Origin of the sequence: Albimonas pacifica (genome assembly GCF_900113695.1) — a bacterium.
Taxonomy (GTDB): Bacteria; Pseudomonadota; Alphaproteobacteria; order Rhodobacterales; family Rhodobacteraceae; genus Albimonas; species Albimonas pacifica.
Window position 1 is genome coordinate 275,080 of sequence record NZ_FOQH01000006.1, and the last position, 19,578, is coordinate 294,657.

The following is a 19,578-nucleotide window of genomic DNA, read 5'->3' on the forward strand; positions in this document are numbered from 1 at the left end:
CGCCCGGCGCCGCCGCGCGGCCCCGGCCTCCGGGGCGGTCCGCCGGCCCGCCCCGGGCCCGTTCGCAGGCCTTCCCAACCTGCCGCGCGGGGTGTAAGACCCGGGCCCATGAGCGACCTGCGCGCCCTTTCCAGACCCCTGCGGTCCCGGCGAATTACCGGCGCGGCCTCCTGAAAGCAGGAGCGCCGCCGGCACCCGTTCGCCCACCCTCCCGGATCCGGATCCCACCAGGGGATCGACAGCCTTGGAGCGCCCCTCATGTGCGCCGACGCAACCTCGACCGACGCGACCGTCGACTATCGAGACACCCTGTTCCTGCCGAAAACCGACTTCCCGATGCGCGCGGGCCTGCCCAAGCGCGAGCCGGAGTGGCTCGCCCGCTGGGCCGAACAGCGCATCTACCACCGCCTGCGCGAGACGGCGCAGGGCCGCCCGCCCTTCGTGCTGCATGACGGCCCGCCCTACGCCAACGGCCACCTGCACATCGGCCACGCGCTGAACAAGATCCTCAAGGACTTCGTGGTCCGCTCGCAGCAGATGCTGGGCCACGACAGCCGCTACGTCCCCGGCTGGGACTGCCACGGCCTTCCCATCGAGTGGAAGATCGAGGAGCAGTACCGCGCCAAGGGCCTCGACAAGGACAAGGTCGAGATCAACGAGTTCCGCGCCGAGTGCCGCAAGTTCGCCGAGGGCTGGATCGACGTCCAGCGCGAGGAGTTCCAGCGCATGGGCGTGACCGGCAACTGGGACGACCCCTACCTCACCATGGACTACGACGCCGAGGCGGTGATCGCGGCCGAGTTCATGAAGTTCGTGATGAACGGGTCCCTCTATCGCGGGTCGAAGCCGGTGATGTGGTCCGTGGTCGAAAAGACCGCCCTCGCCGAGGCCGAGGTCGAATACCACGAGCACCAGTCCCACCAGATCTGGGTGAAATTCCCGGTGGTGCGAACCTTCGCCAGCCGTGTGGAGTGGGACGACGATCCCGCCGCGCCCGACGCGAAATCCTTCGTGGACGGCCACCAGGCGCTGCGCGCCTCGGTGGTGATCTGGACCACCACGCCCTGGACGATCCCGCAGAACCGTGCGGTCGCCTACAACCCGACGCTGTCCTACGGCCTCTACCGCGTCACCGAGGCGCCCGAGGGCAACTGGGTCGCGGCCGGCGAACTGCTGATGCTGGGCGACGCCCTGGCCGAGGCGGTGATGGCGCAGGCCAAGGTCACCGGCTTCGAGCGCGTGCGCGACGTGCCGGCCGAGGAGCTCAAGGACGTCACCCTCGCCCATCCCCTGCGCGAGGTCGCGGACGGGCAGGGCGAATGGGACTACGACGTGCCCATGCTGCCCGGCGATCACGTGACCGAGGACGCGGGCACCGGCTTCGTGCACACCGCGCCCTCCCACGGCGCGGACGACTACGAGCTGGGCCGCAGGTTCGGCCTGCCGATGACCTACAACGTGCTCGAGGACGGCAGCTTCCGCGCCGACCTGCCGCTGTTCGGCGGGGCCGTGATCTTCGATCACAAGGGCAAGGAAAAGGACGCCAACAAGCGGGTCATCGACGCGCTGGCCGGCGTCGGGGCGATGGCCGCGCGCGGGCGGCTGAAGCACTCCTACCCGCATTCCTGGCGCTCCAAGGCCCCGCTGATCTTCCGCAACACGCCGCAGTGGTTCGCCGCCATCGACGTGAAGCTGGGCGACGGGCAGGACCAGTATGGCGAGACGATCCGCGAGCGGGCTCTGAAGTCCATCGACGAACTGGTTGAGTTCACGCCGAAATCCGGCCGAAACCGCCTGCATTCGATGATCGAGGCGCGCCCCGACTGGGTGCTCTCGCGCCAGCGCGCCTGGGGCGTGCCGCTGACCTGCTTCATGCGCGAGACCGGCCCCGGCCAGGTCGAGGTCCTCAAGAACCCCGAGGTCAACGCCCGCATCGAGGCCGCCTTCCGCGAGGAGGGCGCCGACGCCTGGTTCAAGGAGGGTGCGAAACAGCGCTTCCTCAACGGCTTGGTGGACGATATTGAAGCGTGGACCAAGGTCGACGACGTGCTCGACGTGTGGTTCGACAGCGGCTCGACCCATGCCTTCGTGATGCGCGACCGGCCCGACGGGCTGTGGCCGGCGTCCCTCTATCTCGAGGGCACCGACCAGCATCGCGGCTGGTTCCACTCCTCCCTGCTGCAGGGCTGCGGGACGCGGGGGCGCGCGCCCTATGAGGGCGTGCTGACGCACGGCTTCACGCTCGACGAGAAGGGCATGAAGATGTCCAAGTCGCTGGGCAACACCATCGCCCCCGAGGATGTCATCAAGCAGTACGGCGCCGACATCCTGCGCCTGTGGGTGGCCCAGACGGACTTCACGGCGGATCAGAGGATCGGCCCGGAAATCCTTAAAGGCACGGCGGATTCCTACCGCCGCCTGCGCAACACCCTGCGCTTCATCCTCGGCGCCCTCGACGGGTTCGACGAGGCCGAGCGGGTCGACCCCGCGCAGATGCCGGAGCTGGAGCGCTGGGTCCTGCACCGCCTGTCGGAGCTCGACCAGGAGGTGCGCGAGGGCTACGGCCGCTACGCCTACTCCCAGGTGTTCCAGAGCCTGTTCCAGTTCTGCACGGTCGACCTCTCGGCGGTCTATTTCGACATCCGCAAGGACGCGCTCTACTGCGACCCCGCCGACGGGCTGCGCCGCCGCGCCTGCCGCACGGTGATGGATCTGCTCTTCCACCGCCTCGTCACCTGGCTCGCCCCCATGCTGGTCTTCACCATGGAAGAGGCCTGGCTGGAGCGGTTCCCGGGCGCCGACAGCTCGGTCCACCTGGTCGACTTCCCCGCCACCCCCGACTGGCGCGACCCCGCGCTGGCCGCGAAGTGGGAGACGATCCGCCAGGTCCGCCGCGTGGTCACCGGCGCGCTGGAGATCGAGCGGCGCGAGAAGCGCATCGGCGCGAGCCTCGAGGCCGCCCCCTCGGTGCACGTGGACGATGCGGAGGTGCGCGAGGCGCTGGCCACGATCGACTTCGCCGACGTCTGCATCACCTCCGCCATCGAGGTCACCGGCGACCCGGCCCCGGCCGAGGGCTTCCGCCTGCCGGACGTCCCCGGCGTGGCGGTGGTCTTCGCCGAGGCGGAGGGCGAGAAATGCGCCCGCTGCTGGAAAGTGCTCCCCGACGTCGGGTCCCACAGGCACGAGGCCGTCTGCGGCCGCTGCGACCAGGCCCTCGGCTGACCCTTCGCGGCCCCGGCCGCGACCCGCACGAATCGACGCGCCGCCCCGGAACCCGGGGCGGCGCGTTCGCGTTTTCAAAGGCTTGTCGCCCGCTCCACCCTGTCACGCAGCCGTCACGCAGCTTGACGCAAGGTGATCACGCTCGAAGGGTCGACGCACCCCGGCGCGACCCGAGCCCGATGGAGACGCCGAGCCATGTACGCTCATCGTTTCGACGCCTACGACCGCTTCGACCGCGAGACCGCCGCCCAGATGCGCCGCGAGGAGCTCTCCGGCCGCCGCGACGCCGCCCGCCGCCTGCGCGGCGACGCCCGCGCCCTGCTGGCCGGCCGCCCCGACGTGGACGCGCCCCCGACCGCCGGCGAGACCGGCCTGATGGGCGCCCTGCGCAGCTTCGGCCGCGCCTGGCTGGACTGCGGCGCGGCCCTGCACTGATCCGGCCGCCCCGGCCTCCGCGTCGGGGCGCCGCAGCGCCTGTTGCGGTTCGGCGACCTTATTATATCAGCCCTGCAACCTTCCCTGCATGCTGATCCGAAAGGACGACCGATGAGCGCTTCGCACCCCGAGTCGAGCGCGACCGCCGTGGCCGCGTCGAGACCTCCCCTCACCCGGACCACCCCGGCGCTGCTTCTGGGCGCCGCGATCGCCGTCCCCGCCGCCGCCGCGCTGGTGATCCTGCCCGAGGTGGCGGGCTTCGAGGGCCCCGGCTTCTTCATCGCCGCCCCCGTCGGCGTGGTGCTGCTGGGCCTCGTCGTCGGCACGATCGCCAACCGCCTGTTCCGCACCTGAGAGGGCAGGGGCCCCGGCCCCGCCCGGGCGCAAAGAGAAAGGGCGCGGACCGCCAGGTCCGCGCCCTTCTCATCTCCGGGTCCGAAGCTCTCAGAGCAGCGACCGGGCCTTCTCGGCCGCCGCCTCGGCGGTGATCCCGAAGTGCTTGTAGAGCTCGGGCGCGGGGGCCGAGGCGCCGAAGCCCTCCATCCCCACGAAGCCCGCCTTCTTCGAGGCGCCGCGCTCGCCCGACAGCCACTTGTCCCAGCCGAAGCCCGACAGCGCCTCGATGGCGACGCGCACGGGGCCGGCGGGCAGGACCTTCTTGCGATAGGCCTCGTCCTGGGCCTCGAACAGCTCCCAGCAGGGCATCGAGACGACGCGGGCGCCGATCCCCTCGGCCTGCAGCAGGTCCCGGGCGGCGAGCGCGATCTCGACCTCCGAGCCGGTGGCCATCAGGATCACCCGGCGCTTGCCCTCGGCCTCGGCCAGGACATAGGCGCCCTGCGCGGTGAGGTTCTTCGAGGAATGCTTGGTGCGCACCGTCGGCAGGTTCTGGCGCGACAGGGCCAGGACCGAGGGCGTGCCGGCGGTGGTCAGCGCGATCTCCCAGGCCTCGGCGGTCTCGACCGCGTCGGCGGGGCGGAACACGTTCATGTTCGGCGTCGCGCGCAGCATCGCCACATGCTCGACCGGCTGGTGGGTCGGGCCGTCCTCGCCCAGGCCGATGGAGTCATGGGTCATCACGTAGGTGACCTGCGCCCCCATCAGCGCCGACAGGCGCATCGCGCCCCGCGCGTAGTCGGCGAAGCACAGGAAGGTGCCGCCGTAGGGCATGCAGCCCCCGTGCAGCGCCAGCCCGTTCATGGCCGCCGCCATGCCATGCTCGCGGATGCCGTAGTAGACGTAGCGGCCCTTGCGGCTGTCGACGTCGAAGGTCCCCAGATCCGCGGTCAGCGTGTTGTTCGACCCCGTGAGGTCCGCCGAGCCGCCGATCGTCTCGGGCATCACCGGGTTGATCGCGGCCAGCGCCATCTCCGAGGCCTTGCGGGTCGCGACCTTGGGCGCGTCCTCGGCGAGCTGCTTCTTGAGCTTGCGGATCGCGCCGGCGAGCTTCTTGGGGGCCTCGCCCGCGATCACCCGCTCGAACTCCGCCTTCTTCGCGGCCGGGAGCTGGTCGAGGCGGACCTCCCACTGGTAGCGCTCGGCCGCGCCGCGCTTGCCGATCTCGGCCCACTGGGCGGCGACCTCGTTGGGGATCACGAAGGGCGCGTGCGACCAGCCGTAGATCTCGCGGACCTTGGCGATCTCCTCGTCGCCCAGCGGCGAGCCGTGGGCGCCGGCGGTGTCCTGCTTCTTGGGCGAGCCGAAGCCGATGTGGGTCTTGCAGGCGACCAGCACCGGGCGGTCGGCCCTGGCGGCCGCGGTCAGGGCGCGGTCGATGTCCTCGGGGTCATGGCCGTCGCACGACAGCACCTCCCAGCCCGAGGCGGCGAAGCGCGCCAGCTGGTCGGTGGCGTCGGACATCGAGACCTTGCCGTCGATCGAGATGCCGTTGTCGTCCCACAGCACGATCAGCCGGTTGAGCTTCTGGCGCCCGGCGAGGCCGATCGCCTCCTGGCTGACGCCCTCCATCAGGCAGCCGTCGCCGGCGATCACCCAGGTGCGGTGGTCGACGATCTTGCGCCCGAAGCGGGCGGCCATCGACTCCTCGGCCATCGCCATGCCCACGGCGGTGGCGATGCCCTGGCCCAGCGGGCCGGTGGTGGTCTCGATCCCCGGCGCATGGCCGAATTCCGGGTGGCCCGCGGTCTTCGAGCCCAGCTGGCGGAAATGCTTCACCTGCTCCAGGTCCATGCCCGGATAGCCGGTCAGGTGCAGCAGCGCGTAGAGCAGCATCGAGCCGTGGCCCGCCGACAGCACGAAGCGGTCGCGGTCGGCCCACTCGGGGTGGGCGGCGTCGAACTTCAGGTGCTTCTCGAACAGGACGGTGGCCACGTCGGCCATGCCCATCGGCATGCCGGGGTGGCCGGAGTTGGCCGCCTGGACGGCGTCCATGGCCAGCACGCGGATCGCGGCGGCCTTCATCCAGTGCTCGGGGTGCGAGGCGCGGAGGGTAGCGATGTCCACTGGCGTCGCCTTTCGTCGCTGGGGGCGTAGGGGAACGGGCGCGCGCGCTATGCAACGCGCGCGCGGGGGGGTCAAGCCGCCTTGGGGCGTTTCGGCGCCTGCGAACGGGCGCCCGCGCCGCGCCGGCGCCGCTTGACGGGGCCGCGCCGCGGTGGTCGGATCGGGACCAAGCTTCTGTAACGGGGCAGGATCGAGGAGCACGGGCGATTGCAGGCGCGCAGCATGGAGATCGCGGCGGCGAGGCGGGCCTTGTCCGCCGCCATGGGCGAACTGGAGGCGGCGGTGGCCGCGGCGCGGACGCAGGCCCCGCTCGGCGACGACGACCCGCGGCTGGAGGAGGCGCAGGCGACCGCGCGCGCCGCGCTCGCGCGGGTTGCGGAAATGGAATCCCGCCTTGCGGAAACCGAGGCCGCCCATGACGCCGCCGCGGCCGAGCGCGAGGCGGCGCGCGCCGCGCGCGACAAGGCGCTGGCCGAGCGCGACGCCGCCGCCGGCGAGGTCGACGCGCTGAAGGCCGAGGTGGCCGCGCTGAAGGCCGCCCGCGAGGAAGACGCCGCGATGATCGAGGAGGCGCTGGCCGAGCTGCGCGACGTGGTCTGACGACCGCCCCCGCCTGCGCCGCCCCCGCCGTCCCGCCCGAGGAGACCCGCTGACATGGCCGACCTGGACATCGCCATCGCCGGACGCAGCTATCGCGTCGCCTGCGCCGATGGCGAGGAGGAGAACCTGACCGAGGCCGCCCGCCTGGTCGCCGCCGAGGCCGAGAGCCTGCGCGAGCAGTTCGGGACCCGCTTCGCCGCGCTGCCCGAGACGCGGATGCTGCTGATGGCCTCGCTGATGCTGGGCGACCGCTTCCGCGCGCACCTGGCCGAGGAGGCCGCGGCCTTCGGCGACGCCCCCGCCGGCGCGGAGGCCGTGCGCGCGGAGACCGGGGGCCCCTCGCAGTCCGGCTTCTTCGACGACCCCGTGCAGACCGCGCGCATCGCCGAGCTGGAGGCCGCGCTCGCCGCCGCCCGCGACAGCGAGCTCGCCGCCCTCGCCGCGCTGGAGGAGGCCGCCGAGCGGATCCGCGCCCTGGCCGGCGAGATCGCCGAGGGCGAGGCGCTGGACGACGACGAGGCGGACGAGGAAGAGGCCGAGGACGACGACGCGGGCGAGCCCGACGAGGATCTCGACGGCGCGCTCGACGACGACCTGGCCGACGACCTGGCCGAGGACGACGCCCCCGCGCCGGAGGCGTCCGATGACGCGCCCTCCGCCGCCTTCCTCGACGCCGACGCGCCCGACGAGCCCTATGCGCAGGACGACGACGCCCCGTTCGAGGACGACGACCGCGACGGGGACGAGCGCGGGGACGCGCCCGCGGAGGACGACCCCCTCGCGCCCCGCGGCTGATCCCGGGCCCGAGCCCCGGGCATGATCCCCGCCTGATCCCCGGGCCCGAGCCCGGCCGCCGACGCCCGCGACGGGGCAGGCCGCGCGGCGGAAGGGCAGGGGGCTCGGCCGCCTCTCCGTCGGAAAAAGATGCGCCCGCAGGCCGGCACGCCTGCGGGCGCCGTCCGATCCGGCCGCGGATCGGGTGGAGCCGGGGACCTCGGCGCGCCCCCAAGCGCGCCGGCGCGGCCCGCCTCTCCCGCGCCCTTCTGGCGCCTCGCCGACGAACCGCGTCCCACGCGCGGTCCTGCGCGCCGGGAGCGACCCGGCCTCGGCGATCGGGAACGGCGGGCGGCGGCCAGGATCCCCGGCCCCGCTCCGCGCCCGTCAGTCCTTGACGATGCGGAGATTGGGGCGACGGCCCCCGCCGCGGGGGCGGGAGGCGCTCGCGTCGCCCTCGATCGCGGTCAGCCGGGGCCGCGCGTCCTGCGCGCCGAGGCTCCGCGAGAACACCGGGGCGGGGGCGGCGAAGCCGCTCGCCTCGGTGAAGTCCAGGCCGCCCAGCGGGTCGGCGAAGCGGCGCTCGGGATCCTTGCGGGCGAGCGCGGGGTCGGTCTCGATGGGCGTCAGCCGCGCGCCCAGGCAGCGCAGGCGCAGCGGCGGCGCCACCCGGCGGCGCGGGCCCTCGGCCTCGAGGTTCACGCAGCCGATCACCCGCGCCAGGTCCCCGATCTCGGAGCGCAGCGGCAGCAGCAGCGCCTCGCCCGGCCAGTCGGTCCCGGCGCCGTCCAGGGCGCGCACCCGCATCACCCCGATGCCCGGCGTGCGCAGCACGCGGCGGGCGAGGTCGGGCATCTCGCTCTCGTGCCCCCGGGCCATCACCGTCTCGGCGACGCAGCCGCGCGCCTCCATGCCCAGCCACTCGCACAGCCGCGTGCCGGCGAGGCGGAAGCGGAGCTGCCCGTTCTCGAGCGCTTCGAGGATGAACATGGTCTCAAGACAGCCGGAGATCCGGCGCGGATCGACTTCCGACCGGGACGGCGCGTCGCGCCCGGCCCGAAGGTCGTTCCAGTATCGAAACAGGGCCTGGGTGTTCGGATGGTCCATGACGCTTTCGATTTTGCGATAATTTCTTATCATTTCCACCCGTCCCATGCCAGTCCCAGAGGAATTCACGGTCCCCACCGCGAAAGACGCCCGCTCCAACGGTCCGGTGCGCGGCAATGCGTCGGCGCCCCGTCGTCCATATGCGCAAATTGCCTCGAATCTTCGATCAACGGGAGAGACGAGAAGGTTAACGAAATCCTAATCGTCGTTAACGCATCCGCGCCGCCGCCGGCGCATCCGCGACAGGGCCCCGCCCGGATGCGCCGGGAGATGCCCGGATGCGCCGCGCGGCGCGGGGCGGCGCCGTCGCGGGGGCGGCGCGCGGCGGATCGGGACGCGGGTCGGTTGCCCGGCCGGCGGCCCGCGGCTATGGTCCGCGCGCCCGGCCCCGACGCGCCGGGCGCGTGCAGTTCCAGGGGATCGCGATGCAGAGCATGACCGGCTTCGCCGCCGCCGAGGGAGGCGACGCGCAGCTCGCCTGGCGGTGGGAGCTCCGCTCGGTGAACGGGCGCGGGCTGGACCTGCGCTGGCGCGGACCCGAGGGGCGCGACGCCATCGAGCGCGCCTTCCGCGAGGCGGTCAAGGCGAGGCTGGCGCGCGGCTCGGTCTCGGCCTCGCTGCGCCTGTCGCGCCGCCCCGGCGCGGTCCCGGCCCAGGTGAACGAGGCGGCGCTGGCCGCGGCCCTCGACGCCGCCGCCCGGGTCTCGGCCGCGGCGCGCGAGGCGGGATTCGCCGTCTCGCCCCTCTCGGTCGAGGCGCTGATGGCGCGCCCCGGCGTGATCGAGGCCACCGAGATCGAGGAGGAGGATCCCGCCCGCCGCGTGGCCCAGGACGCCGCGATCCTGGCGGACGGGGAGCTGGCGCTCGAGGCGCTGATCGCCTCGCGCGACGAGGAGGGCGCGCGCCTGCACGCCATCCTCTCGGCCCAGGTGGACCGCATCGCCGCGCTGACCGGGCAGGCCGAGGACGCCGCCCGCCTGCGCGCCGCCGAGGCCGGCCCCGCCCTGAGCCGCAAGGTCGAGGCGCTGATCGCCGCCGGCGCGCCCGCCGAGGTCGGGTCCGAGCGCCTCGCCCAGGAGCTGGCGCTGCTGGCGGTGAAGGGCGACGTGCGCGAGGAGCTCGACCGCCTGCGCGCCCATGTGGCCGCCGCGCGCGACCTGCTGGACGCCCAGGGCCCCTCGGGGCGGCGGCTGGAATTCCTGGTGCAGGAGTTCAACCGCGAGGCCAACACGCTGTGCTCCAAGGCCGATTTCACCGCGCTGACCGCGGCGGGGCTGGAGCTGAAGACGGTGATCGACCAGATGCGCGAGCAGGCGCAGAACATCGAATGAGAGGGCGCGCGGCGGTCGCGCCGCGCGCGGCCCCCGGGGGCGGGGGCGCGGGGACAGTCACGGGAGGCCGCGGGACGCGACCATGACCGGCACGGCGGACATGACCGACACCAAGGGGCCGCGCGCGGCCGACGGCCCGGTGGCCCGGGCCCGGCGCGGCGCGGATGCGCGCCGCGGGCTGCTGTTCATCCTCTCCTCGCCCTCGGGCGCGGGGAAATCCACGCTCTCGCGGCGGATCCTGGCCAACGACGGGGCCTTCGAGTTCTCGGTCTCGGCCACCACCCGCCCGCCGCGGCCCGGCGAGGAGGACGGGCGGGAATACCACTTCCTCGACCGCGCCCGCTTCGAGGCGATGATCGAGGCGGGCGAGTTCCTCGAACATGCCGAGGTCTTCGGCAACCTCTACGGCACGCCCCGCGCCCCGGTGGAGGCGGCGCTGGCCTCGGGCCGCGACGTGATCTTCGACGTCGACTGGCAGGGCGGCCAGCAGCTGCGCAACTCGGTCCTGAAGGACGCGGTGGTCTCGGTGTTCATCCTGCCGCCCTCGATCGCGGAGCTGGAGCGGCGGCTGCGCGCGCGGGGCCAGGATTCGGCCGAGGTGATCGGCGGGCGCATGGCCCGCGCGATGGACGAGATCAGCCACTGGGACGCCTACGACTACGTGCTGATCAACGACGACCTGGACCGCTGCGAGGCGGAGATCCGCGGCATCCTCGCGGCCGAGCGGCTGGCCCGCGCGCGCCGCCCGGGGCTGGTGGGCTTCGTCCAGGCGCTGAACCGGGAATTCCAGGAGAGAATGCGATGACCGTCTACGCCCTTGGCGACCGCGTGCCCGAACTGCCCGAGGACGGCGACGTCTGGGTGGCCCCCGGGGCCCATGTGATGGGCTCGGTGCGGCTGGGGCGGGGCGTCTCGATCTGGTTCGGGGCGGTGCTGCGCGGCGACAAGGAATGGCTGTCGGTCGGCGAGGGCTCGAACATCCAGGACGGGACCATCTGCCATGCCGACCCGGGCGTGCCGCTGAGCGTGGGAGCGAACGTGACGGTGGGCCACAACGCCATCATCCACGGCTGCACGATCGGCGACGGCTCGCTGATCGGGATGGGGGCGACGGTGCTGAACGGGGCGAAGATCGGCCGCGGCTGCCTGATCGGCGCCAACGCCCTGGTCACCGAGGGCAAGGAGATCCCAGACGGCTGGATGGCCGTGGGCTCGCCCGCCAAGCCCGTGCGCGAGCTGACCGAGGCGGAGAAGGCCGGCCTGCTCGACTCGGCCCGCCGCTACCGCGAGAACGGCCGCCATTTCCGCGAGACCCTGACCCCGCTCTGACGGCGCGGGCGGCCCTCGCGTCGGCTGCGCCTCCGCATCGCCCCGCCCGGCCGTCCCCCTTGGGGGCGCCCCGGGGCGGGCGGCGTCAGATCCCCGCAGGCAGGGTCGCGCGCAGGGTCAGGCCGCCGTCCTGCGAGGCGAAGGCGACCTGCGCGCCGCAGGCGCGGGCATGGGCGGCGGCGGCGATGTAATGGACCTCCCGCGGGGCGGGCGCGGTCTCGGACGCGCGGCCGGCGAGCCAGTCGGCGGCGCCGGGGGCGGGGGCGGCCGTCGGCCCCTCGGCCGCGAGCGCGATGGTCAGGCCCCGGGCCTCGGCCGGCGCCGTCTCGACCCGCACCAGGCCGCCGCGGGGCAGGGACGAGACCGCGATCTGCATGAAGTTGAACATCAGCCGGACGCCGGCGCGGGTGATCTCGGTCCCCTGCACGGCCCAGTCGAGGTCGGGGCGCTGGAACTCGAACCACGCCCGCGCCGTGCGCTGGGCGGCGGGCAGGCCCATCAGGTCCCCCGGCGGCGCCGCCCCGAAGGCGATGCGCAGGAACTGCAGGTAGGCCGAGGCCATGTCGGCGCTGCGCGAGATCAGCTGCAGCTCGGTCCCCTCCGCCCCGCGGTCGATCTCGCGCAGCAGCTCGACGCCGTTGCCGATGGCCCCCACCGGCGATATCAGGTCGTGACAGATGCGCGAGCACAGCAGGGCCGCGAAATCCTCCGCCCCCAGGCCCCCCAGCGCCTCCGATCCCGGGGCGGGCGAGGCGGCGGCGGGCGCCGCCCGCGGCGCGCCGGCGCCGCCCGGCGAGGCCGCGGGCTGCGCGAAGGGGTCCGTCGACCAGGGGTCCGTCATGGGGCGCCTCTTCGCTGGAGCGGGTGCGGGAGCAGGATCCGGGGCTGCGAGGGTGAAGGGACAGGGTTAACAATGAATGAATTTCTCGAGCCCGGCGACCGCGTGCGCCTGCCCGCCGCCCCGGACTGGGGCGTGGGACAGGTGCAGTCGGTGATCGGGCGCCGGATCACCGTGAACTTCGAAAACGCCGGCAAGCAGGTCATCGACGGCTCCCGCGTGGAGCTCGAACAGGTCCACGACTGACCCAGCGTCGGCCGCCGCGCGCGCCCCTGTCAACGCCTGCGCGCCGTGCGACGGTTCGATGACGCCCGCACGACATCGCGCGTCCGCCCCCCGTTGCGCCTATCCGGCGCAATGCATATGGTCCGCCGCGCGCGCCGAACCGGGCGCGCCGGCTGGAGCTTCGGAATGGAGATCGACGCGGGTCGGTTCACGGTCCGCCTGGCGCGGGACGAGCAGGACATCGCCGCCGCCCAGCGCCTGCGCTACCGCGTGTTCGTGGAGGAACTGGGCGCCTCGGCCAGCGACGAGGAGCGCGCCCTTCGGCGGGAGATCGACGAGTACGATCCCCACTTCGAACACCTGATCCTGATCGACAAGGAGACCGAGTCGTCCGACCCGCTCGACCGGGTCGCGGGCGCCTATCGCCTGATGACCAACGACCGGGCGAAGGCGGGGATCGGCTTCTACGGATCGACCGAATACGACCTGACCCTGATCGAGACCTGCGGGCGGCCGGCGGTGGAGCTCGGCCGCTCCTGCGTGGGCTCGGAAGTGCGGGGCGGGGCGGCGATGCACCTGCTGTGGACGGGGCTGGGCGAGTTCGTCACGGCGCGCAAGATCGAGATCATGTTCGGCGTGGCCTCGTTCCACGGCGCCGATCCCGCGCCGCTGGCCCACGCGCTGAGCTTCCTGCACTACAACCACCTGGCGCCCGAGGACCTGCGCGTGCGCGCGCGGCCCGAGAACTTCGCGGCCATGGACCGGCTCCCCCCCGAGCAGGTCGACCGCAAGCAGGCCGCGCGCCAGATCCCGGCGCTGATCAAGGCCTACCTGCGGCTGGGCGGCTTCGTGGGCGAGGGCGCCTGGGTGGACCACGACTTCAACACCGTCGACGTCTGCCTGCTGATGGACACCTCCCGGATGGTCTCGCGCTACCGCGACTTCTACGGGAAGGAGGGCAAGCCCGCCGCCCCCGCCGCCCGGACCCCCGGGGACGGGAGCGCCGCGGAGAGGTCCGGCGGGTGAGCGATCCGGTCTCGGATTTCTCCTGGACCGGCCCGCCGCCGCCGCCCCTGCCGCGCCCCAGCGCCTGGGGCGTGATCGCGGCCTACGTGCGGCTGGGGCTGGCGGCGCTGACCACCGTGGTCCTGCTCTCGGTCTACCTGCTGTTCAAGGCGATCGAGCGCCTGGTCCCCGCCTTCCGCGCGCGCGAGCGGGTGCAGCGCCTGTGGGCGCGGGCGATGGGGACCCTGGTGGGCCTGAGCGTGCGCGCCACCGGCCAGCCGATGCCCCACGGCGGCGCGCTGGTCGCCAACCACAGCTCCTGGTCCGACATCTTCGTGCTGGTGGGGGCGGCGCGGATGACCTTCGTCTCCAAGGCCGAGGTGCGGTCCTGGCCGGTGGTGGGCTGGATCGCGGCGGTCTGCGGCACGGTCTTCGTGGAGCGCAAGCGCTCCGCCGCCCGCGCCCAGGAGGAGGAGCTGCGCCGCCGGATGCTGGCGGGCGAGCGGCTGCTGTTCTTCCCCGAGGGCACCTCGACCGACAACCGCCGGGTGCTGCAGTTCCGCTCGACCCTCTTCGCCGCCCTGACGGCGGAGGAGCTGCGCGACGTCGCCTGGGTGCAGCCCGTCTCCGTCGTCTACCACGTGAACCCGGCGAGCACGCTGCCCGACACCTTCTACGGCTGGTGGGCGGACATGGAGTTCGGCCCCCATGTGTGGTCGCTGCTGACGCTCAGCTTCGGGGGCGAGGCGGAGGTGATCTTCCACGACCCGATCCGCGTGGCCGAGATGCCCGACCGCAAGAAGCTGGCTCATGCGAGCTGGCAGGCGGTGCACGACGGCGTGGTCTCGCGCCTGCCTCACCACCGCCACGGGCACGAGGACGTCTACCGCGACCGCGAGGTCTGAGCGGGCGCATCCGCCCCCGCAGGCGACCCCCGCAAGCGAAACGGCCCCGGGCGCGCGCCCGGGGCCGTTTCGCCTGCGGGGGTCGGGGGGATCAGCCGCGCAGTGCGGCGTCGATGGCCTTGAGGTTGGCGACGAGGTCGCCCTCCCAGACCGAGGCCGGGGGCACGGCGAAATCGGCGTAGGGGGCGAGGGTCGCGGCCCGGGCCGCATCGACGCCGCCCTCGGCGACCACGGGGACCTCGATCATCTGCGCCCACCACTCGAAGAGCTCGAGGGGCGCGGGCTCCACCACCGGGCCCGCGGCGGGGTCGGGGACCAGCGGGCCGAACAGCACGTAGTCGGCTCCGGCCTCGCCCGCGGTCATGCCGTCGTGGCGCGAGGCGCCGCAGTCGACGCCCAGGATCGCGTCCGGGCCGATGGCGGCGCGCACCTTCTTGAGGTTGGCGCCGGGCAGGGAGACCTGCACGCCGTCGAGCCCCAGCGGCTCGACCAGGCCGACGTGGTCGCGGATCACGATGGCGACGTCGGCGGCGTGGCAGATCTCGCGCAGCCGGTCGGCGGCGCGGCGCAGCTCGGGCTCGGCGGCGCCGGGCATGTCGAGGCGGACGGTGGCCACGAGCCCCGTGGCCAGCGCCCCGGGCAGGGCGGCGGCGATGGCGTCGAGCTCCCCGCGCGGCGGGGTGGCTAGGACGAGTCGGGCGGCGTCTTCGGCGTCGGTCATGGGGCGTCTCTAGAGCGGAACGGGGGGGAAGGGAATATCCGTCCGGGACGGGCGGACGAAGGACGCGCGCAGGACGGCCGGGCGGCCCTCGCGTCGGCTGCGCCTCCGCATCGCCCCGCCCTGCCGTCCCCTTCGCCAGACCCCGGGGCGGGTCGCGTTCCGCAAGGGGCGACGGGCGGGGCATGGGGCGAGGCATGGGGCGGGGCAGGGCGGGGGGCGGCGGGCGCGGCTCGGGGCGCGCGCGGCGCCGGGCGGCCGGCCGGGTCAGCCGACCACCGGGTCCTCGGCCCGGTGGCGGCAGTCGACGCGGGCGCAGACGCGGCAGTTGGGGCCCACGGGCTCGGGCGCCTCGCGCGGGCGGGGGGCGTAGACCGTGGCGGCCGAGGCCTCGCCCGGCAGCACCAGCACCGAGGCGAGATGCACCGCCGGCCGTCCCCAGGCGGGCGGGTCGGCGGGCTCGGCGCGGGCCACGAAGACCGCGCGCTCGCCCGCCGGGAACTCGGCGAGCTGGCGCAGGGTGCGCCCGGGGGAGGAGAGCGCGCCGTAGAGCGCCCACAGCGGGCAGGCCGCGCCGTGGCGGGGCAGGGTGATCTCGGCCGCAAGCCGCCGCTGCAGGGTCACCCCGGCCGCGTTGATCCGCGCATAGGCCGCCCGCGGCGCGGGCCCGCCGGGGCGGGCGAGCGAGGTCAGCCGGCGCGCGGCGGCGTCGAAGTCGACCCCGAAGCTCGCGGCCAGCGCGTCGAGGTCCCAGCCCAGCGCCGCGCCCGCCGCCTCGAAGGGCGAGCGGGGCATCATCAGCGCGTCGGCGGCGTATTGCTCGAAAGCGGCCTCGGCCCGGCGGCGGGGCGCGCCGTCGTGCAGGCGCGGGCGGGCCTCGATCTCGGCCGCGATCGCCTCGGCGAAGCGCCGCCGCGCGACGGCGGTGGAGAGGGCGCGGCGCCGGATCACCGGCGGCGCCTCGGGCGGCGCGACCGAGGCGCCGCCCCCGGGCAGGGCCGCGCGCAGGGCCCCGTAGATCGCCTCGGGGTGCATGTCGGCGGGCGCCTCCTCCTGCGGGATCTCCAGCGTCTCGAAGCGGTTGCCGGCCTCGAGGAAGGCGTCCTCCACGTCCTCGACGGGGGTGGAGGGGGCCTCGGAATGGGCCTCGTCGAAGAACCGCGCCAGCCCCTCGGCCACTTCCGAGGCGCGGGTGGATTCGCTGAGCAGGATCTCGTGGAAGCGCCGGCGCTGGGCGTCGTCGATGTCGTCGACGTCCTCCAGGATCTCGGAGGTCGAGCGCAGGGCGGCGACATGGGTCAGCATCCGGTGCAGGTGATCGGACAGCACCGGGTCGTGGGTCAGCCGGTCCGACAGCGCCTCCACCAGGCGGGCGGCCTCGCGCCGCGCGGACCAGGCGCGGGTCAGGGCGCGGCCCCAGTCGGGATGCCGGCCCAGCAGGTCGCGCGCGTCGTCGGGGTCGAGCCTGAGGTCGGCGAACTCCGGCTCGGCGGCGATCTCCGACAGGCGATCGGCGAGCCTGCGCTCCATCGCGCCGTCGAGCTCCGCGGCCGGCACCCCGAGCGCCCGGGCGGCGCGCGAGACCAGCTCGGGGCTGGCGCGGCGCTTCTCGCGCTCGATCAGGTTGAGGTAGCTGGCGGAGATTCCCATCGCCTCGGCGAGCTCCGCCTGGCGGATGCCGGCGGCGCGTCGACGCTCGCGGATGCGCAGACCGATCATCGTGGACGGCATGCGGGTTCCTCCATGCTGCACCTGCGCGCAAAGCCGCCATGCACCCCATGCAAGGCTCTGGGATCATGGCGCTTTCGGGGCCGCTTGTAGACTATTTACAATCTCGCACCTGCACAACGTCAAAAACTTACAAAATAATCCAGCGATAACAATGACTTGTTGACTTCTTGACGAACCTGACCCAGGGTTCATGGAGGGCGCACAAGCCCAGTCCGGTCGACGTCGCGCGCCAGGGAGGCCTTCGGGAGGGCGAGCGACGTCGACCGGCGCAATCAATGCTTCGGGAGGTATTCATGGCGAACTTCACCATCAGCCGCCGCGGGCTGCTGAAGACCTCGGCGGTCGCCGGCGCGGGCCTCGCGGCCCCGATGGTCTGGCGCCGGCCGGCCTACGCCTACACCAACGAGCCGACCGGCTCGTCGGTGATCCTGGGCTTCAACGTGCCCCAGACGGGCGCCTATGCCGACGAGGGCGCCGACGAGCTGCGCGCCTACGAGCTGGCGGTCGAGCATCTCAACGGCGGCGGCGACGGGGGCATGCTCGCCACCTTCTCCTCCAAGGCCCTCTCGGGCGCCGGCGTCAACGGCAAGAAGGTCGAGTTCGTCACCGGCGACACCCAGACCAAGTCCGACGCCGCCCGCGCCTCGGCCAAGCGCATGATCGAGCGCGACGGCGCCTCGATGATCACCGGCGGCTCGTCCTCGGGCGTGGCGGTGGCGGTGCAGGGTCTGTGCCAGGAGATGGGCGTCATCTTCATGGCCGGTCTCACCCACTCCAACGACACCACCGGCAAGGACAAGAAGGCCAACGGCTTCCGCCACTTCTTCAACGCCTACATGTCGGGCGCGGCGCTGGCGCCGGTGCTGAAGTCCAACTACGGCTCCGACCGCAAGGCCTATCACCTGACCGCCGACTACACCTGGGGCTGGACCCAGGAGGAGTCGATCGCCGCCGCCACCGAGGCGCTCGGCTGGCAGACGGTCGAGAAGGTGCGCACGCCGCTGGGCGCGGGCGACTTCTCGCAGTATCTCACGCCGGTCCTGAACTCGGGCGCCGACGTGCTGATCCTCAACCACTACGGCCGCGACATGGTCAACTCGCTGACCCAGGCGGTGCAGTTCGGCCTGAAGGGCAAGCAGGTCAACGGCAAGAACTTCGAGATCGTGGTCCCCCTCTACTCCCGCCTGATGGCGCAGGGCGCAGGCGAGGCGGTGAAGGGCATCTACGGCTCGACCAACTGGCACTGGTCGCTGCAGGACGAGGGCTCGAAGGCCTTCGTGAAGTCCTTCGGCCAGAAGTACGGCTTCCCGCCCAGCCAGGCCGCCCACACCTGCTACGTGCAGGCGCTGCTCTACGCCGACGCCGCCCAGCGCGCGGGCTCGTTCAACCCCTGCGACATCGTCGCGGCGCTGGAGGGGTTCGAGTTCGACGGCATGGGCAACGGCCCGACCCTCTACCGGGCCGAGGATCACCAGTGCTTCAAGGACGTGCTGGTGGTGCGCGGCAAGGAGAACCCGACCTCCCAGTTCGACCTTCTCGAGGTGGTGGACGTCACCCCGGCCGAGCAGGTCACCTACGCCCCCGATCACCCGATGTTCGCGGGCGGCGAGCTGGGGCAGTGCAACCCGGGCGCGTGATCCGCGCCTGACCGCACCGGGCCTGCGCGCCGCAGCGCGCGGCCCGACGGGCGCGCCCCGGGGGTCGGGGCGCGCCCGAGGAGACGTCGCCGGAAGCCCTCTTTCCGGCGACGACACCGGGGGCCGTCCCGCCTGGATCTCTCCTCCCCGGGCGCGACGGTCCCCACCCTTGTCTCACATCCGAAGGCCTGCCCCCGGGGCCGCCTGCAATGGGAGCCGGCGCGATGGACGCGATCCTCCTCCAGATTCTGAACGGTCTCGACAAGGGCTCGGCCTACGCGATGATCGCCCTGGGTCTGACGCTCATCTTCGGCACGCTGGGCGTCGTGAACTTCGCCCATGGCGCGCTGTTCATGCTGGGCGCGTTCTGCGCCGTGTCGATCGACAAGCTCTTCTCGATGGAGATGGTCGCCCTCTCCGCCACCGAGACCACCGCCTGGGGCACCCCGCTCGAGATCCGCACCCTCTACGTCGAGGCCTGGTTCGGCGATTTCGGCCAGTGGCTGAACGAGTGGTCGGTGCTGGTCTCGATCCTGCTCGCCATCCCCTTCATGCTGCTCGTCGGCCTGGTGATGGAGCGCGGGCTGATCCGCCACTTCTACAAGCGCCCCCACGCCGACCAGATCCTGGTGACCTTCGGCCTCGCCATCGTGCTGCAGGAGATCATCAAGGCCTTCTTCGGCGCCAACCCGATCCCCCAGCCCGCCCCCGACGCGCTGTCGGGCATGGCCGACTTCGGGGCGGCGGTGGGGATGCAGGCCGGCGCGGTCGTCTACCCGATGTGGCGGCTGGTCTACTTCCTCTTCGCCGCCGCCGTGATCGGCGCGGTGTTCTCCTTCCTGCAGTTCACCACCTTCGGCATGGTCGTGCGCGCCGGCATGGCCGACCGCGAGACGGTGGGCCTGCTGGGCATCAACATCGACCGCCGCTTCACCATGATGTTCGGGCTCGCCGCCTGCGTCGCGGGGCTCGCGGGGGTGATGTACACGCCCATCCTTTCGCCCGACTACCACCTGGGGATGGATTTCCTGGTGCTCAGCTTCGTCGTGGTCGTGGTCGGCGGCATGGGCTCGCTGCCCGGCGCGGTCGCGGCCGGCTTCCTGCTGGGGATCCTGCAGAGCTTCGCCTCGATGAACGAGGTCAAGCAGCTCCTCCCGGGCATCGACCAGATCATCATCTACCTGGTCGCCGTCGTCATCCTGCTCACCCGCCCGCGGGGCCTGCTGGGCCGCAAGGGCGTGATGGAGGCCTGATC

The 19,578-nt window shown here is 73.1% G+C and carries 18 protein-coding genes; 13 read left to right on the top strand and 5 right to left on the bottom strand.

The features are described from left to right. Window positions 1-258: 258 nt before the first annotated feature. From ileS to BM064_RS14890, 3 genes are all read left to right on the top strand, one after another. Window positions 259-3,225, top strand: coding sequence for an isoleucine--tRNA ligase (ileS, locus tag BM064_RS14880; RefSeq protein ID WP_092860616.1), 2,967 nt, complete (start codon window positions 259-261; stop codon window positions 3,223-3,225). A gap of 195 nt (window positions 3,226-3,420) precedes the next feature. Further along, window positions 3,421-3,660, top strand: a complete 240-nt coding sequence (locus tag BM064_RS14885; RefSeq protein WP_092860618.1) for a hypothetical protein — start codon at window positions 3,421-3,423, stop codon at window positions 3,658-3,660. A 111-nt stretch (window positions 3,661-3,771) separates the two neighbouring features. Next, complete coding sequence (locus BM064_RS14890) at window positions 3,772-4,014, top strand: hypothetical protein (protein ID WP_092860620.1); 243 nt, start codon at window positions 3,772-3,774, stop codon at window positions 4,012-4,014. Between the two features lie 90 nt (window positions 4,015-4,104). On the opposite strand, the gene tkt is transcribed toward BM064_RS14890, so the two are convergent. Beyond that, complete coding sequence (tkt, locus tag BM064_RS14895) at window positions 4,105-6,123, bottom strand: transketolase (protein WP_092860622.1); 2,019 nt, start codon at window positions 6,121-6,123, stop codon at window positions 4,105-4,107. A 207-nt stretch (window positions 6,124-6,330) separates the two neighbouring features. Here tkt and BM064_RS14900 point away from each other — a divergent pair, with 207 nt between their 5' ends. Continuing rightward, the gene (locus tag BM064_RS14900; protein ID WP_092860624.1) at window positions 6,331-6,723 is read left to right on the top strand and encodes a hypothetical protein; all 393 of its coding nucleotides are present in this window, start codon (window positions 6,331-6,333) and stop codon (window positions 6,721-6,723) included. A 54-nt stretch (window positions 6,724-6,777) separates the two neighbouring features. Then, complete coding sequence (locus tag BM064_RS14905; protein ID WP_092860626.1) at window positions 6,778-7,518, top strand: cell division protein ZapA; 741 nt, start codon at window positions 6,778-6,780, stop codon at window positions 7,516-7,518. A gap of 366 nt (window positions 7,519-7,884) precedes the next feature. Here the strand turns inward: BM064_RS14905 and BM064_RS14910 are convergent, their stop codons facing one another. Next, a complete protein-coding gene (locus BM064_RS14910) occupies window positions 7,885-8,604 on the bottom strand; it encodes a PAS domain-containing protein (RefSeq protein WP_177236271.1) in 720 nt (239 codons plus the stop codon). 425 nt (window positions 8,605-9,029) lie between these two features. On the opposite strand from BM064_RS14910, the gene BM064_RS14915 reads away from it, so the two are divergent. The 3 genes from BM064_RS14915 (at window position 9,030) to BM064_RS14925 (ending at window position 11,264) form a co-directional block, all read left to right on the top strand. Further along, window positions 9,030-9,935: a YicC/YloC family endoribonuclease gene (locus BM064_RS14915; protein WP_245779174.1), complete on the top strand. Its 906-nt coding sequence runs from the start codon at window positions 9,030-9,032 to the stop codon at window positions 9,933-9,935. Between the two features lie 82 nt (window positions 9,936-10,017). Continuing rightward, entirely contained in the window at window positions 10,018-10,740 is a 723-nt protein-coding gene (gmk, locus tag BM064_RS14920) for a guanylate kinase (protein ID WP_245779175.1), read from the top strand. Further along, the gene (locus tag BM064_RS14925) at window positions 10,737-11,264 is read left to right on the top strand and encodes a gamma carbonic anhydrase family protein (RefSeq protein WP_092860630.1); all 528 of its coding nucleotides are present in this window, start codon (window positions 10,737-10,739) and stop codon (window positions 11,262-11,264) included. The genes gmk and BM064_RS14925 overlap by 4 nt, the downstream gene beginning before the upstream one ends. A gap of 85 nt (window positions 11,265-11,349) precedes the next feature. Here BM064_RS14925 and BM064_RS27490 read toward each other — a convergent pair whose 3' ends face one another. Beyond that, window positions 11,350-12,105 (bottom strand): histidine phosphotransferase family protein, encoded by a 756-nt coding sequence (locus tag BM064_RS27490; RefSeq protein ID WP_092860632.1) that lies wholly within the window; start codon window positions 12,103-12,105, stop codon window positions 11,350-11,352. 72 nt (window positions 12,106-12,177) lie between these two features. Here BM064_RS27490 and BM064_RS14935 point away from each other — a divergent pair, with 72 nt between their 5' ends. The 3 genes from BM064_RS14935 (at window position 12,178) to BM064_RS14945 (ending at window position 14,237) form a co-directional block, all read left to right on the top strand. Then, window positions 12,178-12,348, top strand: a complete 171-nt coding sequence (locus tag BM064_RS14935; protein WP_092860634.1) for a DUF3553 domain-containing protein — start codon at window positions 12,178-12,180, stop codon at window positions 12,346-12,348. Window positions 12,349-12,513: 165 nt separating this feature from the next. After that, entirely contained in the window at window positions 12,514-13,353 is an 840-nt protein-coding gene (gene olsB / locus BM064_RS14940; protein WP_092860636.1) for an L-ornithine N(alpha)-acyltransferase, read from the top strand. Next, window positions 13,350-14,237, top strand: a complete 888-nt coding sequence (locus BM064_RS14945; protein ID WP_092860638.1) for a lysophospholipid acyltransferase family protein — start codon at window positions 13,350-13,352, stop codon at window positions 14,235-14,237. The genes olsB and BM064_RS14945 overlap by 4 nt, the downstream gene beginning before the upstream one ends. Before the next feature lie 91 nt (window positions 14,238-14,328). Here BM064_RS14945 and BM064_RS14950 read toward each other — a convergent pair whose 3' ends face one another. Both BM064_RS14950 and BM064_RS14955 read right to left on the bottom strand, forming a co-directional pair. Further along, window positions 14,329-14,958 carry a thiamine phosphate synthase gene (locus BM064_RS14950; RefSeq protein ID WP_092860640.1) on the bottom strand — a complete coding sequence of 210 codons (630 nt, stop codon included), beginning with the start codon at window positions 14,956-14,958 and terminating at the stop codon, window positions 14,329-14,331. A gap of 264 nt (window positions 14,959-15,222) precedes the next feature. Further along, window positions 15,223-16,686 (bottom strand): XRE family transcriptional regulator, encoded by a 1,464-nt coding sequence (locus BM064_RS14955; protein ID WP_092860642.1) that lies wholly within the window; start codon window positions 16,684-16,686, stop codon window positions 15,223-15,225. Between the two features lie 293 nt (window positions 16,687-16,979). Between BM064_RS14955 and BM064_RS14960 the strand changes: the two genes are divergently transcribed. Beyond that, window positions 16,980-18,323, top strand: coding sequence for a substrate-binding protein (locus BM064_RS14960; RefSeq protein ID WP_092860644.1), 1,344 nt, complete (start codon window positions 16,980-16,982; stop codon window positions 18,321-18,323). A 224-nt stretch (window positions 18,324-18,547) separates the two neighbouring features. Continuing rightward, on the top strand, window positions 18,548-19,576 hold the full coding sequence (locus tag BM064_RS14965) for a branched-chain amino acid ABC transporter permease (protein WP_092860646.1): 1,029 nt from the start codon (window positions 18,548-18,550) through the stop codon (window positions 19,574-19,576). Window positions 19,577-19,578: the final 2 nt, after the last annotated feature.

What these genes read in the sequence shown, in the direction of transcription:
- ileS (WP_092860616.1), top strand. Translation starts at nt 259, where the DNA reads ATGTGCGCCGACGCAACCTCGACCGACGCGACCGTCGACTATCGAGAC.
- BM064_RS14885 (WP_092860618.1), top strand. Translation starts at nt 3,421, where the DNA reads ATGTACGCTCATCGTTTCGACGCCTACGACCGCTTCGACCGCGAGACC.
- BM064_RS14890 (WP_092860620.1), top strand. Translation starts at nt 3,772, where the DNA reads ATGAGCGCTTCGCACCCCGAGTCGAGCGCGACCGCCGTGGCCGCGTCG.
- BM064_RS14905 (WP_092860626.1), top strand. Translation starts at nt 6,778, where the DNA reads ATGGCCGACCTGGACATCGCCATCGCCGGACGCAGCTATCGCGTCGCC.
- BM064_RS14910 (WP_177236271.1), bottom strand. Translation starts at nt 8,604, where the DNA reads ATGGACCATCCGAACACCCAGGCCCTGTTTCGATACTGGAACGACCTT.
- BM064_RS14915 (WP_245779174.1), top strand. Translation starts at nt 9,030, where the DNA reads ATGCAGAGCATGACCGGCTTCGCCGCCGCCGAGGGAGGCGACGCGCAG.
- gmk (WP_245779175.1), top strand. Translation starts at nt 10,018, where the DNA reads ATGACCGGCACGGCGGACATGACCGACACCAAGGGGCCGCGCGCGGCC.
- BM064_RS14925 (WP_092860630.1), top strand. Translation starts at nt 10,737, where the DNA reads ATGACCGTCTACGCCCTTGGCGACCGCGTGCCCGAACTGCCCGAGGAC.
- BM064_RS27490 (WP_092860632.1), bottom strand. Translation starts at nt 12,105, where the DNA reads ATGACGGACCCCTGGTCGACGGACCCCTTCGCGCAGCCCGCGGCCTCG.
- BM064_RS14935 (WP_092860634.1), top strand. Translation starts at nt 12,178, where the DNA reads ATGAATGAATTTCTCGAGCCCGGCGACCGCGTGCGCCTGCCCGCCGCC.
- olsB (WP_092860636.1), top strand. Translation starts at nt 12,514, where the DNA reads ATGGAGATCGACGCGGGTCGGTTCACGGTCCGCCTGGCGCGGGACGAG.
- BM064_RS14950 (WP_092860640.1), bottom strand. Translation starts at nt 14,958, where the DNA reads ATGACCGACGCCGAAGACGCCGCCCGACTCGTCCTAGCCACCCCGCCG.
- BM064_RS14955 (WP_092860642.1), bottom strand. Translation starts at nt 16,686, where the DNA reads ATGCCGTCCACGATGATCGGTCTGCGCATCCGCGAGCGTCGACGCGCC.
- BM064_RS14960 (WP_092860644.1), top strand. Translation starts at nt 16,980, where the DNA reads ATGGCGAACTTCACCATCAGCCGCCGCGGGCTGCTGAAGACCTCGGCG.
- BM064_RS14965 (WP_092860646.1), top strand. Translation starts at nt 18,548, where the DNA reads ATGGACGCGATCCTCCTCCAGATTCTGAACGGTCTCGACAAGGGCTCG.